At 69.5% G+C, this 13028-nt stretch carries 12 protein-coding genes; 7 read left to right on the plus strand and 5 right to left on the minus strand.

Translation table 11 applies throughout. The features are described 5' to 3' along the window. Positions 1–7 precede the first annotated feature (7 nt). Entirely contained in the window at positions 8–736 is a 729-nt protein-coding gene (locus tag KTR66_RS00140; protein WP_213609145.1) for a sugar transferase, read from the minus strand. A 216-nt stretch (positions 737–952) separates the two neighbouring features. Here KTR66_RS00140 and KTR66_RS00145 point away from each other — a divergent pair, with 216 nt between their 5' ends. Next, a complete protein-coding gene (locus tag KTR66_RS00145; protein ID WP_213609147.1) occupies positions 953–2476 on the plus strand; it encodes a DUF6311 domain-containing protein in 1524 nt (507 codons plus the stop codon). Here KTR66_RS00145 and KTR66_RS00150 read toward each other — a convergent pair. Together KTR66_RS00150 and KTR66_RS00155 are read right to left on the minus strand one after the other, a co-directional pair. After that, positions 2435–3406, minus strand: a complete 972-nt coding sequence (locus tag KTR66_RS00150; RefSeq protein ID WP_213609149.1) for a glycosyltransferase family 2 protein — start codon at positions 3404–3406, stop codon at positions 2435–2437. The two genes, KTR66_RS00145 and KTR66_RS00150, sit on opposite strands and share 42 nt — an antisense overlap. A gap of 21 nt (positions 3407–3427) precedes the next feature. After that, positions 3428–4333 (minus strand): polysaccharide deacetylase family protein, encoded by a 906-nt coding sequence (locus tag KTR66_RS00155; RefSeq protein WP_213609151.1) that lies wholly within the window; start codon positions 4331–4333, stop codon positions 3428–3430. Between the two features lie 63 nt (positions 4334–4396). Here KTR66_RS00155 and KTR66_RS00160 point away from each other — a divergent pair, with 63 nt between their 5' ends. From KTR66_RS00160 to KTR66_RS00180, 5 genes are all read left to right on the plus strand, one after another. After that, on the plus strand, positions 4397–5329 hold the full coding sequence (locus tag KTR66_RS00160; RefSeq protein WP_213609153.1) for a dihydrodipicolinate synthase family protein: 933 nt from the start codon (positions 4397–4399) through the stop codon (positions 5327–5329). Positions 5330–5465: 136 nt separating this feature from the next. Continuing rightward, positions 5466–6200, plus strand: a complete 735-nt coding sequence (locus KTR66_RS00165; RefSeq protein WP_213609155.1) for an SDR family NAD(P)-dependent oxidoreductase — start codon at positions 5466–5468, stop codon at positions 6198–6200. Then, entirely contained in the window at positions 6197–6736 is a 540-nt protein-coding gene (gene greB, locus KTR66_RS00170; protein WP_371818959.1) for a transcription elongation factor GreB, read from the plus strand. Before KTR66_RS00165 ends, greB begins: the two co-directional genes overlap by 4 nt. Then, positions 6733–7650: a 3-hydroxyacyl-CoA dehydrogenase family protein gene (locus tag KTR66_RS00175; RefSeq protein ID WP_213609157.1), complete on the plus strand. Its 918-nt coding sequence runs from the start codon at positions 6733–6735 to the stop codon at positions 7648–7650. Before greB ends, KTR66_RS00175 begins: the two co-directional genes overlap by 4 nt. Next, positions 7647–8822 carry an MFS transporter gene (locus KTR66_RS00180; protein WP_213609159.1) on the plus strand — a complete coding sequence of 392 codons (1176 nt, stop codon included), beginning with the start codon at positions 7647–7649 and terminating at the stop codon, positions 8820–8822. The genes KTR66_RS00175 and KTR66_RS00180 overlap by 4 nt, the downstream gene beginning before the upstream one ends. On the opposite strand, the gene KTR66_RS00185 is transcribed toward KTR66_RS00180, so the two are convergent. Both KTR66_RS00185 and KTR66_RS00190 read right to left on the minus strand, forming a co-directional pair. Beyond that, positions 8779–9597 carry an alpha/beta fold hydrolase gene (locus KTR66_RS00185; RefSeq protein ID WP_213609161.1) on the minus strand — a complete coding sequence of 273 codons (819 nt, stop codon included), beginning with the start codon at positions 9595–9597 and terminating at the stop codon, positions 8779–8781. The genes KTR66_RS00180 and KTR66_RS00185 overlap by 44 nt on opposite strands. Next, a complete protein-coding gene (locus KTR66_RS00190) occupies positions 9594–10478 on the minus strand; it encodes a DMT family transporter (RefSeq protein WP_213609163.1) in 885 nt (294 codons plus the stop codon). Before KTR66_RS00190 ends, KTR66_RS00185 begins: the two co-directional genes overlap by 4 nt. A 79-nt stretch (positions 10479–10557) precedes the next feature. Here KTR66_RS00190 and KTR66_RS00195 point away from each other — a divergent pair, with 79 nt between their 5' ends. Next, positions 10558–12894, plus strand: coding sequence for a xanthine dehydrogenase family protein molybdopterin-binding subunit (locus KTR66_RS00195; RefSeq protein ID WP_213609165.1), 2337 nt, complete (start codon positions 10558–10560; stop codon positions 12892–12894). Positions 12895–13028: the final 134 nt, after the last annotated feature.

The raw sequence follows: 13028 nt of genomic DNA on the forward strand, positions 1-13028 counted from the left end.
ACCTAGCTCAGTGCGCGCCGCGGCGCGACAGGACGGCGACCGGCGTGCGGAGCAGGATGCGGATGTCCTGCCAGACCGAGAGGCCGGAGACATAGGCCATGTCGAGCGCCACGCGCTGGGCGTAGCTGGTGTCCGAGCGGCCCGAGACCTGCCAGAGGCCGGTGATGCCGGGGCGCACGCTCATGTAGTGCAGCGCGGCCGCGCCGTAGTAGCGGTCGAGCTCGGCCTGGATGACCGGGCGGGGGCCCACCAGGCTCATCTCGCCGCGCAGCACGTTGATGAGCTGCGGCAGCTCGTCCAGCGAGGTGGCGCGCAGGAAGCGGCCGATCTTCGTCACGCGCGGGTCGTTCTTCAGCTTGCGCGTGGCCTCCCACTCGGCGCGGGCGGCGGGGTCGCTCGCCAGCAGGGCCTCGAGGCGCGCCTGGCTGTCGATCACCATCGAGCGGAACTTGAGGCAGCCGAAGCCCTCGCCATCGCGGCCGATGCGGCGATGCGCGAAGAAGGCCGGCCCGCCATCGGCGCGCACGATCAGGGTCAGGATCAGGAAGATGGGCGAGAGGACCAGCAGCATCAGGCCAGCGCCCAGCACGTCCATCGCGCGCTTCAGCGCGGGTTGCAGGGCAGGCAGGCGGGTGGGGACCAGCACGGCCTCGGGGGCCGCATAACCGCCGCCAATCCGGCTCTCGCGGATCGCGGTCTCACGTTGCAGGGACGTAAAAGCGTCCAGGCCCGGCATCTTTGCCTCATTCACGGTCCATCCGGGGTCTCCGGCAGAACCGATCTGGTATGGCGGGGAGACGGGTCATCCGCTCCTGGCCACGCTGCCTCTATCCCCCTGATCCCAGGCGGCATTTGGACCCGGTTGGGGCAAGAATGTGGCAGCGCAACAAATCCCGGCCTTGCGGGGTTTTCCCTGGGATGGCAGGTCCGGGGCCTGCCCAGGAGCGCGCCCTTGTCCCGTCTCGCCTATCCCGCTTCAGCCTTGCTGGGAGCCTTGCTCGCCATGCAGTTGTTCGGGCTGGATTTCATCTTTCCGCGTGCGGGGCTGGATTGGCGGCCGGTCGGTGATGCGGCGCAGCATGCCATCGCCCAGCGGCACTTCCTGGCCGATCTTTGGCGCTGGCCGCCGCTCGATGTGGGCACGCTCCAGAATGTGAACCTTGCGTTTCTGGACGGAATTCCGGCGCTCGCCCTGCCGCTCAAGCTGCTCGCGCCGCTCCTGCCCGAGGGCTTCCACGGAATCGGGCTCTTCTATGCCCTGGCCTGGGTGCTGCAGCCGGTGGCCGCCGTCTTCGCCTTGCGTGGCGCGGGCCTGCGCGGCCTGCTGCCGGGAATCGCGGTGGCGGTGATGGCGAGCGCCATGCCCGCCTTCATCATGCGCTTCGGGCATGCGGCACTTTGCGGGCATTTCGTGATCCTGGTGGCGCTCGGCCTCTATTTCCGAGCCTGCGCCGATGCGCGCTGGTGGCGCGCGGCGGTGCCCTTCCAGGTGCTGGCGCTGCTGATCCACCCCTACCTCGCGCTCATGTCGCTGGCGGTGCTGGCGGCCGTCCCGCTTTCGCTCGCGCTGCGGGGCGAGGCCTTTGTGAAGGCCGGACTCGGAGTCGCGGCTGCGGCCGGCGCCATGTTCGGCACCATGGCGCTGTTCGGCTATTTCGGCGCGGCGGGCGATGGTGGCTACGGTCAATACGCGCTGAACCTGCTCTCGCCCCTTTGGCCCTTCCGTTCGGCCACCCTTGGCTGGCTCGTGGCGCGCGAGGTGGACGCGACCGGCCATGGCGGGTGGGAGGGCTATAACTGGCTCGGCCTCGGCCTCTGGGCGGCGCTGCTGGCCGGCGCCGTTGTGGGCCGTGCGCGAATCGCGCCGGGGCTGCGCGCGCATCTGGGCCTGGTGCTGGCGCTGCTGGGTCTGACGGCCATCGCCATCTCCTTCCGCGTCGGCCTGGGCGGCGTGGTCGTGGTCGACCTCGGCGCGGCCCCCGGCTTCCTCGAGCAGTTCCGCGCCTCGGGGCGCTTCTTCTGGCCGGTCGGCTATGCGCTGATGATCGGCGCGGCCGTGCTGCTGCAACAGCGCCCGGTGATCTTCGCGGCCTGCGCCCTGGTGCAATTCGTGGATGCGGCGCCGATGCGCGCGGCGCTCTCCGCCTGGGCGCATGAGCGTGCCCCCTGGACCATCGAGGCGGAGGCGCTGCGCCCGATTCTGCGCGACGCCGGGCAGATCACCCTCATTCCATCCTGGCCCTGCATCGCGCAGGAGGACGCGGCCTCGCGCATTCTTTCGCTGGAAATCCTGCTGCTGGCGAGCGAGACGCCGCGCCCGGTCAACACCATGTATGCCGCGCGCTGGCGCACGCCGCCCCGCTGCACCGATGCCGAAACCCTGGCCCGCCCGCTCGCCCCCGGCGAGGTGCGGATCGGCCCCGGGCTCTCGGGCTCAGGCTGCGTCGCGCTGGGGAATCTCAGCGTGTGCCGATGAGGGCAGGTGCCGCTCGACGATGTAGAGCGGCCGCCCCTTGGTCTCGTTGAAGATGCGCCCGAGATATTCGCCGATGATGCCGAGCGTCATGAGCTGCACGCCGCCCAGGAAGAGCACGACCGCCATCAGGCTCGGATAGCCCGGCGTCGGGTTCCCGAAGAACACCGTGCGCACCACGAGCTGCAGGATGTAGATGCCGGCGAAGAAGGCGGTGGCGAGGCCGAGATAGCTCGCGATCTTCAGCGGACCCACGGTGAAGCTGGTGATGCCCTCGAGGCTGAGATTCCACAGCTTCCAGTAGTTCCACTTGGTCTCGCCGGCGGCGCGCGGCGCGCGCTCATAGGGCACGGCGATGGCCGGGAAGCCCACCCAGGCGAAGAGGCCCTTCATGAAGCGGTGCTGCTCGCGCAGCTGCAGCAGCGCATCGAGCGAGCGGCGGGACATGTAGCGGAAATCGCCCGTGTCCGGCGGCAGTTGCACCTTGCCGCCCAGGCGCTGCATCACGCGGTAGAAGGCGGCGGCCGTGGTGCGCTTGAGAAACCCCTCGCCATGGCGGACGCTGCGCTGGGCATAGGCGATGTCATAGCCCTGGCGGGCCGCGGCCAGCAGCTCGGGGATCACCTCCGGCGGGTCCTGCAGGTCGGCGTCGATGACCACCACGCCCTCATGCCCCCGCGCATGATCAAGGCCGGCGGTGAGTGCGATTTCCTTGCCGAAATTGCGCGAGAGATTGACCAGCGCCACTCGCGCATCGGCGGTGGCCAGGCTCGTCATCACGGTGAGCGTGGCATCGCGCGAGCCGTCATTCACATAGACGACCTCCCAATCCACGCCGATGCCCTCCAGCGCGGCCGCGAGCCGCTGGTGGAATTCGGGCAGCACCTCCTGCTCATTGTAGCAGGGGACGACGATGGACAGCGCTGGGGACATGCTCGGCCTATTCCCGGAACATCATGGCGTTTCCTGGGCGCGTTTCAGCCAATGCGCCGCAATCTCCCGCCGCGGCGCCACCCAGATGCCGGGCGTGGCCGCCACATGGGCCAGGATGTCGGCCAGCGCCCGCATCCGCCCCGGCCGGCCGATGATGCGCAGATGCAGCCCGATGGAGAGCATCTTCGCCCCTGGTTCCTGCATCAGCCAGTCAATGGCGCCGATGGCATAGCGGGAGAAATCCTCGGCCTGAACGAAGCCGCCGCCGGGCGAGAAGCGCATGTCGTTCACGTCGAAGCCATAGGGCAGGATGACGTGGCTGGGTGAGTGCAGGCGCGGCAAATCATCGTCATAGACGTCGCTGTCATAGAGGAAGCCGCCCTCCTCCAGCAGCAGCCGCCGCGTGTTCATCGAGGAGGCCGAGCGCGTGTGCCAGCCCACCGGCCGCTCGCCCGTCGCCTCGCGGATCGCGGCGATCGTGGCGGCGATGACCTCGCGCTCCGTCGCCTCCGGCATGTTGGCGTGGCTCTCCCAGCGCCAGCCATGCGCGCTGATTTCATGCCCGGCCTCGTGCGGCGCCCTGGCCAGGTGCGGCGAATGGGCCACAGCCCGCCCGCAGGAGGAGAAGGTGGCGCGCATCCCGTGCTTGTCGAAGGCGTCCAGGATCCGCCAGATGCCCACGCGCGCACCATAGGCGTAATGCGTTTCCATGCAGGGGTCGGGCTGGCCCGTCACCTCCTCGCGGATCTCATGCACGCTCTCATTGCGCTGATCGCCGCTGGCGAGCGAAAGCTCGGCCCCTTCCTCGACATTCACGACGAAGGAGAGGGCGAGCTTGGCGCCGCCCGGCCAGCGCGGATCGGGCGGGTTGCGCCCATAGCCGACAAGATCGCGGTTTGTCGGCGGCATTCCTCCGGGCAGGGCCATGGTCCATCCTTCGCAGCGTGGCGGAACGGGTTTAGTTTCGCAGGGAACCCAGGAGAAGTCCCCATGCTCACGGCTGAAGCCACCGGCGTCTGCGTCATCTGCCCCACCCCCTTCACGCCCGATGGCGCGCTGGATGAGCGCAGTGCGGCCACGATGACCGAGGCCTATGTGGCCGCCGGCGCCAGCGCGCTCACCATCCTCGGCATCATGGGCGAGGCGCCCAAGCTCGACGCGGAGGAGGCGATGCGCCTGACCCGCATCGTCCTCAAGCATGCGAACAACCTGCCCGTGATCGTGGGCGTCTCGGCCCCCGGCTATGCGCCGATGAAGGCGCTGGCCGCCCGCGCCATGGAAGCCGGGGCGGCCGGCGTCATGATCGCGCCCCCCACCGGCCTGCGCGGCGATGACGCGACCCTTTCCTGGCTGCAGGGCGCGGCCGAGGCCGTCTCGCCCGCCCCCTGGGTGCTGCAGGATTTCCCGCAGGCCAATGGCGTGCACCTCTCGCCCCGCGTGATCGCCGCACTCGCCGCCGATCCGCGCTGCGTGATGCTGAAGGCCGAGGATTGGCCGGGCCTCGACAAGATCAGCACGCTGAAGGCCATGATGGCCAAGGGCGAGATGCGGCGCATCGCGATGTTCGGCGGCAATGGCGGGCTGTTCCTGCCGGAGGAGATCGCCCGCGGCAATGACGGCGTGATGACCGGCTATGCCTTCCCCGAGCTGCTGGTGCGCGTCGTCAACCTGGTGAAGGCCGGACAGATGGAGGCGGCGATGGACGCCTTTGAGCCGCATCTGCCGCTCATCCGCACCGAGCATCAGCCGGGCCTCGGCCTCGCCGTTCGCAAATATGTTCTGACGCGGCGCGGCATCATCGCCCACCCGACCATCCGCGCGCCGGGGCCGAAGCTCTCGGACGCCACGCGGGCGGAGGTGGATGCGATGCTGGCGCGCCTCGCGCGGCGCGATCCGGTCGCGATGAAGATGGCGGCGGAGTGAGAAGTCGAGGGGCTTTGCCCCCCGAGCCCCCCAGCAAGAACCTCAGGTTCTTGCATCTCCGATCAGTCAAGGGTGCAGGGAACGAGTTCCCTGCCGGGGAGTTTGAGGGGCAGAGCCCCTCAAGGGAGACACCACCATGCGCCTGAAGAACCGCATCGCCCTTGTCACCGGCGCGCAGCAGGGGATCGGCGCCGCCATCTGCGAGGCCTTCGGCCGCGAGGGCGCCAAGGTCGCGGTCAATTGGCTGGATGACGCCGAAGCTGGTGCGCGCGTCGCCGCCGCCTGTGGCGGTGTCGCCATCCAGGCCGACATCGCGACCAGCGCCGGCCGCGCCCATCTTCAGGCCGAGACGGAGCGGCTGCTGGGCCTGCCGGACATCCTGGTCTGCAATGCCGGCATCTTCCCCCGCGCCGATTTCCTGGAACTGACGGAGGAGACCTGGGATGCGGTGCAGGATGTGAACATCAAGGCCACCGCCTTTCAGACGCAGCTTTTCGCCCGCGCGCTGGTGGCCGCCGGCAAGCCCGGTGTCGCCATCACCATGTCCTCCTCCGCCGTGCGGGGCGACCCCCGGGGCGCGCATTATTCGGCGAGCAAGGCCGGGCTGCTGGGCCTGACCCGCGCCATGGCGCTGGCGCTGGCGCCGCATGGCATCCGGGTCAACGCCATCGCCCCAGGCCTGACCGACACGGCCCAGCCGCGCTACGGCAATACCGAGGAAGAATTGGCCGAGCGGGTGAAGACCATCCCCATCGCGCGCCTCGGCCAGCCTTCGGACATCGCGGAACTGGCCTGCTTCCTGGCCTCCGAGCAATCGAGCTGGATCACCGGCCAGGTGCACCACATCAATGGCGGGCTCTGGATGCCGTGAGCACCACGGATGAGGATGAAGAGGAGGACGGCCCCCCGGGCGTCCCTCCCGGCACGCCCTTCTACATGACGCCCGCGGGCCATGCCGCGCTCCAGGCCGAGCTGCATGAGCTGTGGCATGTGGAACGGCCCAAGGTCACGGAAATCGTCTCCTGGGCGGCCTCGCTGGGCGATCGCAGCGAGAATGCCGATTATCAATATGGCAAGCGCCGTCTGCGCCAGATCGACAGCCGCGTGCGCTTCCTGCGCCGCCGGCTGGACCGCGCCGAGGTGGTGGATGCGCGCGAGCAGAAGCGCCGCGATCAGGTGTTTTTCGGCGCGACGGTGACCTATGCGCGTGAGGACGACACGGAAGTCACCGTCACCATCGTCGGCATGGATGAGGCCGTGGCCGAAGAAGGGCGGATCTCCTGGGTCTCGCCCGTGGCGCGGGCGCTGCTCGGCAAGCGCGTGGGCGATCTCGTGAAGTTGCGCACGCCCGCGGGGGTCGAGGACATCGAAGTGGTGCGCATTTCCTATCCGGAGCGTGAGGCATGAGCGAACAGGCCGGCATCATCGGCATGGGGCTGATGGGTTGCGACATCGCGGCGATCTTCCTGGCCGGCGGCTGGCGCGTGGCCGCGCAGGAGCCGGCGGAGGCGGCCTGGCCCGAGAAGCGCGCCCGCGTCCGCACGGCGCTGACGCAGCTTGGCGCCGATCCGGCGCTGGAGGCGGGGCTGACGCTCCATGCCACCCTGGCCGAGATGCCCTTCGCCCCCTGCGCCTGCGTGGTGGAAGCGGCACCCGAGCGGATTGAGCTGAAGCGCGCCGTCTTCGCCGAACTGGACCGGCTGGTGCCGGCGCACATCCCCATCGGCTCCAACGCCTCGGGCTATCGCATCACCGAGATCTCGCGCGACTGCGCCACCAAGGCGCGCATGTGCAACCTGCACTTCTTCCTCCCCGCCCATCTCGTCCCCGGTGTCGAGGTGGTGAAGGGCGAGGCGACGGAAGATGGGGTGGTGGACCGCTTCTTCGCCATCATGGAGTCCCTCGGCCGCATGCCCATCCGCGTGGCGCGGGACGAGCCGGGTTTCCTCGCCAACCGCATCCAGCACGCGCTGATGCGCGAGGCGTTTTCCTGCATCGATTCCGGCCTGGCCACCGCCGAGGATGTGGACCGCGCCGTGCGCTATTGCTTCGGCTTCCGGTATCTCGCGGCCGGCCCGATCCTGCAGAAGGAGCTGGCGGGGCTGGAGACGCAGCTCGCCGCCGCCGCCACCATCTATCCGAGCCTGAACACCAGCCCGGATCCCTCGCCGGGGCTCGCCAAGCTTGTCGCCGAAAACCGCCTCGGCCCCAAGACCGGGCGTGGTTATCGCGACTGGCCGCCCGAGCGCGCGGCGGAGGAGCGCGCGCGCTACGAACGCGTGCTGGCGGCGGCGCAACCGCTGTTGCGGGACCGGACATGAGCAAGAGCTGGGTCGTCGTCCTGCTGGGCACGTCCCAGACCCTGGCCTGGGCCAGCAGCTACTACATCCCCGCCATCCTGGCCGGCGCCATGGCGCGGGATCTGGGCGTCGAGCCGTCCACCGTCTTCGTCGCCTTCTCCTGCGCCATGCTGTTCACGGCCTTCCTCGGCCCGCGCGTGGGCCGCGCCATCGACCAATATGGCGGGCGGGTGGTGCTGCTAGCTTCCAACCTCATCTTCATCCTGGGTCTCGCCATGCTCGCCATGGCGAACGGCCCGGTGATGCTGTTTGCCGCCTGGCTGGTGCTGGGCCTCGGCATGGCCATGGGCCTCTATGATGCGGGCTTTGCCACGCTCGCCGGGCTCTATGGCAAGGATGCGCGGAGTGCCATCACCGGCATCACGCTGATCGCGGGCTTCGCCAGCACCATCGGCTGGCCGATCAGCGGGCTGATGCTGAGCGAATTCGGCTGGCGCGGGGCGTGCTGGGGCTGGGCGCTGGTGCATCTGGCGCTGGCCATGCCGATCAACCTGATGCTGCCACGCCCCACCCAGCGCGCCGCGCCGGCCGCCAAGCCCGCGGCACCGCCCACGGCGGAAGCGGCGAAAGAGACACGGCGCACCGCCATCCTCATGGCTTTCGTCTTCGCCTCGGGCGGCTTCGCGGCCGCCGCGCTGGCCGCGCATCTGCCCGCGCTGCTGGTCTCGGCCGGAGCGACGCCCGCCGCCGCGATTGCCGCCGGCGCGCTGATGGGCCCGGCCCAGGTGGCTGCCCGCGTGCTGGAATTCACCCTGCTGCGCCGCGCGCATCCGCTGCTCTCGGCCAAGATCGCGCAGGTGACGCACCCGATCGGCGCCGGCGTGCTGCTGCTGCTGGGCGCCCCCTTCGCGCCGCTCTTCGTGCTGCTGCATGGCGCGGGGAACGGCATCAACACCATCGTGCGCGGCACGCTGCCGCTGGCCGTCTTCGGCGCGGCCGGCTATGGCGCGCGGCAGGGGCTGATCGTGGCACCCGCGCGCTTCCTGGGAGCCGTGGCGCCCGCGCTCTTCGGCTTCGTGGTCGCGGCCTTCGGCGTCCATGCGCTCTGGTTCACCGCAGGCCTCTCGCTGCTGGCCTTCGCGGCGTTGTTCATGCTGCGCGTTGCGCCAGAATCTCCAGAAGCGCGGCGTTGAAGGCCTCCGGCGCCTCATAGGCGACCCAGTGGCCGGCGGCGGGGATCACCGCCTCCAGCAGGTTGGCGTCCAGGCTGCGCAGCACATCGAGCCGCGCCCGCACCTCGGGCCAGGCCACCGCGTCGCGCTCGCCCCAGATGCCACCCAGCGGCGCCTTGGCCTGGGCCAGCGCGTCGCGCAGCATCGAGGAACTGGCAAAGCCGCGTGAGCGCAACCGGGCGTGCTGCGTGTTGTGCTCCTGGATCTCGAGCGCCACGTCGTCGATCAGCGCGCGGTCATGGAACATCAGCCGCGCCAGGTTCTCGCGATGCGCCTCGCGCCGCGCTTCGCCGGTCTTGTCGCGCACCTTGAGCAGGTCCAGCGGCGGGCGCGGCAGGCCGAGCGAGGCGGCGCCGACGGCGGTGTAGCTCGCCACATGCGTGCCCTCCATCGCGGCCAACTGCCCGCCGACATTGGCGCCGAAGGAAAAGCCCGTGAGATGATAGCGCCGCTCAGGCCCCAGCAGCGCCTCCAGCCCCCAGCGCAGGACGAGCGCGGCGCCGGCCGGCGTCTCCTCCTCCGGCAGGGCGGATTCGCCGAGGCCCGGCATGTCCGGCACCAGCAGCCGGTAATGGCGCGAGAGCGCGTCGATATTGCGCAGCCAATGCCGCCAGGAGCCCGAGCCGCCATGCAGCAGCACCAGCGGCGTCCCTTCGCCCCACTCACGCCAGACCACGTTGCCCGCCGTGACATGGCGTTGGGCCGTGGCTTCCAAAGCAGCGATCTCGGGACTCATGCTGAGGCGCTCCGCGTGCGGCGGGCCTCGACCCGCGCGATCCAGGTGGTGGAGAGGAAGATGACAAGCGCGCCCAGAAACGTCGAGGAGGTGGGCGTCTCGGCGAAGACCAGGTAACCCAGGCTCGCCGCCCAGATCAGGTCCAGGAACTTCACCGGCTGCGCGCTGGAGATGTCGGCCAGCTTGAAGGCGTGGGTCAGCATCCAGTGGCCGAAGCTGCCCAGCATCCCGCAGAGCAGCACCAGCCCCCATTGCCGCGCATCCGGCCATTCCCAGACCAGCAGCGCCGCCGGCAGCGTGAACAGCGCCACCGTGATGGACTGCCAGGCGACGATCACCTCCGGCGCGTCGCGCTTCGTCAGCGCCTTGGTGATGAGGAAGGAGGCGGCAAACAGCGGCGCCGAGGCCAGCATCATCAGCGAATAATGCCCGCCCGCGCCGGTGAGCTGCGGCCCCACCACCACCAGCACACCGGTGAAGCCGAGCAAGCCCGCCACCCAGCGCTGCCAGAACATCTTCTCGCGCAGGAAGATCACCGCACCCACCATGACGAAGAGCGGGCTGGTGAAGCCGATGGCCGTCAGATCCGCGAAGGGAATGTTGGGCAGGGCCGCGAACCAGAGATAGAGCGCCGTCGAATGCACCAGGCCGCGCCAGAGCTGCCCGCGCAGCCCGCGCGGCCGATAGGCGGCGATGCCCTGGCGCAGGATCCAGGGCAGCAGCACGACGAGGCCGGAGGCGTAGCGCAGGAACTGCACTTGGAAGGGCGGCAGCTCGGTCGCCAGGATGCGCAGCAGCACATTCAGCACGCAGAAGGTGAGGCCCGCCATCGCGGCCAGCGCCATGCCGGCAGGGGTGGGATTGAGGCGGGGCAGCACCATGCGGACAGCCTGAGCCTCCCCGGCCCCTTGCGGAAGCCCTCTCCGCGCTTACCATCCATGCAACCCCGGAGAGCCCCGCATGCCCGATACGAACCTGCCCTTCGATCCCACGCGCCTGAAATTCGGCGTGGGCCAGCCGGTGCCCCGCCAGGAGGACCCGAAGCTGCTGCAAGGGCAGGGGCGCTACACGGATGACCTGGCGCTGCCCGGCCAGCTCTATGCCTTCGTGGTCCGCAGCCCCTATGCGCATGCGGTGCTGAACGCCGTGGATGTGAGCGCCGCCCGTGCCGCCCCCGGCGTGCATGCCGTGATCACGGCGGCCGACCTCGCGGAATATGGCGACATGACCTGCGCCATGCCGCTGAAGAACGCCGATGGCAGCCCGCTGCGCACCACGCGCCGCCCGGCGCTGGCCGGCGACAAGCTGCGCTTCGTGGGCGACCCGGTCGCCCTCATCGTCGCCGAGAGCAAGGCCCAGGCGAAGGATGCGGGCGAGCTGGTCGAGCTCGACGTGGAGGTGCTGGACGCCGTCACCGAGGCTTCCGCCGCGGCCAGCGCGCCGCTGCTCTATGACGACATCGCCGAAAACTGCGTGTTGGACTTCGCCTTCGGTGACAGCGCCAAGGTCAGCGCCGCCTTCGCCTCGGCCGCGCATGTGCAGAAACTCTCCATCCGCAACAGCCGCATCGTGGTGGCGGCGATGGAGCCGCGCAGCGCCATCGGCGAATATGTGGATGGCCGCTACGTGCTGCATGTCGGCTGCCAGGGCGTCTTCGGTCTGCGCAACCAGCTGGCCGATGACGTGCTGAAGGTGCCGAAGGACAAGGTGCGCGTGCGCACCGGCAATGTCGGCGGCAGCTTCGGCATGAAGGCCAATGCCTATCCGGAATACCTGCCCCTGCTCCATGCCGCGAAGATCCTCGGCCGCCCGGTGAAATGGACGGATGAGCGCAGCGGCTCCTTCCTCTCCGACCAGCATGGCCGCGACCATGAGGTGGAGGCGGAACTCGCACTCGACGCGGACGGAAAATTCCTCGCCGTCCGCCTCACCAGCTTCGCGAACATGGGCGCCTATCTCTCGACGGTCGCGCCGCTCATGGGCACGGGCAATTTCGTCAAGAACATCCAGTCCAACTACACCCTGCCGCTGATCGAGGTCCGCACGCGCTGCATGCTGACCAACACGACCCCCGTCTCGGCCTATCGCGGCGCCGGGCGGCCGGAGGGCAACTACTTCATGGAGCGGCTGATCGAGGAAGCGGCCCAGGCCATGGGCAAATCCTCCATCGCCATTCGCAAGCTGAACCACATCAAGCCCGACCAATTCCCCTACGCGGCCCCCTCCGGCAGCGTCTATGACGGCGGCGACTTCTCCGCGATCCTGGACGAGGCGCTGAAAGCCTCGGATTACGCGGGCTTCGAGGCCCGCCGCGCCGAGGCCAAGGCCCGCGGCAAGCTGCGTGGCATCGGCATCGGCAACTTCCTCGAATGCACCGCCCCACCCGCCAAGGAGCAGGGCGGCATCCGCTTCGAGAAGGATGGCACCGTCACCATCATCACCGGCACGCTCGATTACGGGCAGGGCCATTGGTCGGCCTTCGCCCAGGTGCTGCACCAGTATCTCGGCGTGCCCTTCGAGAGCGTGCGCCTGCTGCAGGGCGATTCCGACGAGCTGGTCGCCGGCGGTGGCACGGGCGGCTCAAAATCCCTCATGGCCTCGGGCGCGGCGATCATCGAAGCCTCGGCCCAGGTGATCGAGAAGGGCAAGCTCGCCGCCTCCTACATCCTGGAAAGCGCGGTCGCCGATATCGAGTTCGACGCCGGCCGCTTCACCATCGCCGGCACGGATCGCGGCATCGGCATCATGGAGCTGGCGGCGAAGCTCCGCGAAAGCCACTCGCTGCCCAGCGAAGTGCCCAGCACGCTCGACGTGCAGCATGTCTTCGACCAGGCGCCCATGGCCTATCCCAATGGCTGCCACGTCTGCGAACTCGAGATCGAGCCCGACACCGGCCATGTGAAGATCGTGAACTACACCTCGGTCAACGATTTCGGCGTGGTGGTGAACCCGCTGCTCGTCGCGGGCCAGGCGCATGGCGGCATCGTCCAGGGCATCGGGCAGATCCTGCACGAACAGGTCGCCTATTCCGAGGACGGCCAGCTGCTGACCGGCACTTTCATGGATTACGGCCTGCCCCGCGCCGATGACCTGCCGAGCTTCTCGCTGCTCAGCCACCCGGTGCCCTGCACCACCAACCCGCTCGGCGCCAAGGGCTGCGGCGAAGCGGGCTGCGCCGGCAGCCTGCCGGCCGTGATGAACGCCCTGGTGGACGCACTCCGTCCGCTCGGCGTCAACCACCTCGACATGCCGGTGACGCCCGAGAAGCTCTGGCGCGCGATCCACGCGGCGGGGTAGGGGGCGTCCTGGGGAGAGCGCTGCTCTCCCCAGACCCCTCTCGCCAAGGGCCGAGAGGCCCTTGGAACCCAGGAGTTGGCTTGTTGAGGGAGGGGGCGGGAGCGCCCTCGATCCCACGCGCGCCCTCGACGCCC

It is taken from the genome of Roseococcus sp. SDR, from assembly GCF_019083995.1.
Classification (GTDB): domain Bacteria; phylum Pseudomonadota; class Alphaproteobacteria; order Acetobacterales; family Acetobacteraceae; genus Roseococcus.

Excerpts from the sequence above, each read along its gene's own strand:
- KTR66_RS00140 (WP_213609145.1), bottom strand. The coding sequence starts at position 736 with ATGCCGGGCCTGGACGCTTTTACGTCCCTGCAACGTGAGACCGCGATC.
- KTR66_RS00150 (WP_213609149.1), bottom strand. The coding sequence starts at position 3,406 with ATGTCCCCAGCGCTGTCCATCGTCGTCCCCTGCTACAATGAGCAGGAG.
- KTR66_RS00155 (WP_213609151.1), bottom strand. The coding sequence starts at position 4,333 with ATGGCCCTGCCCGGAGGAATGCCGCCGACAAACCGCGATCTTGTCGGC.
- KTR66_RS00160 (WP_213609153.1), top strand. The coding sequence starts at position 4,397 with ATGCTCACGGCTGAAGCCACCGGCGTCTGCGTCATCTGCCCCACCCCC.
- KTR66_RS00165 (WP_213609155.1), top strand. The coding sequence starts at position 5,466 with ATGCGCCTGAAGAACCGCATCGCCCTTGTCACCGGCGCGCAGCAGGGG.
- KTR66_RS00175 (WP_213609157.1), top strand. The coding sequence starts at position 6,733 with ATGAGCGAACAGGCCGGCATCATCGGCATGGGGCTGATGGGTTGCGAC.
- KTR66_RS00180 (WP_213609159.1), top strand. The coding sequence starts at position 7,647 with ATGAGCAAGAGCTGGGTCGTCGTCCTGCTGGGCACGTCCCAGACCCTG.
- KTR66_RS00185 (WP_213609161.1), bottom strand. The coding sequence starts at position 9,597 with ATGAGTCCCGAGATCGCTGCTTTGGAAGCCACGGCCCAACGCCATGTC.
- KTR66_RS00190 (WP_213609163.1), bottom strand. The coding sequence starts at position 10,478 with ATGGTGCTGCCCCGCCTCAATCCCACCCCTGCCGGCATGGCGCTGGCC.
- KTR66_RS00195 (WP_213609165.1), top strand. The coding sequence starts at position 10,558 with ATGCCCGATACGAACCTGCCCTTCGATCCCACGCGCCTGAAATTCGGC.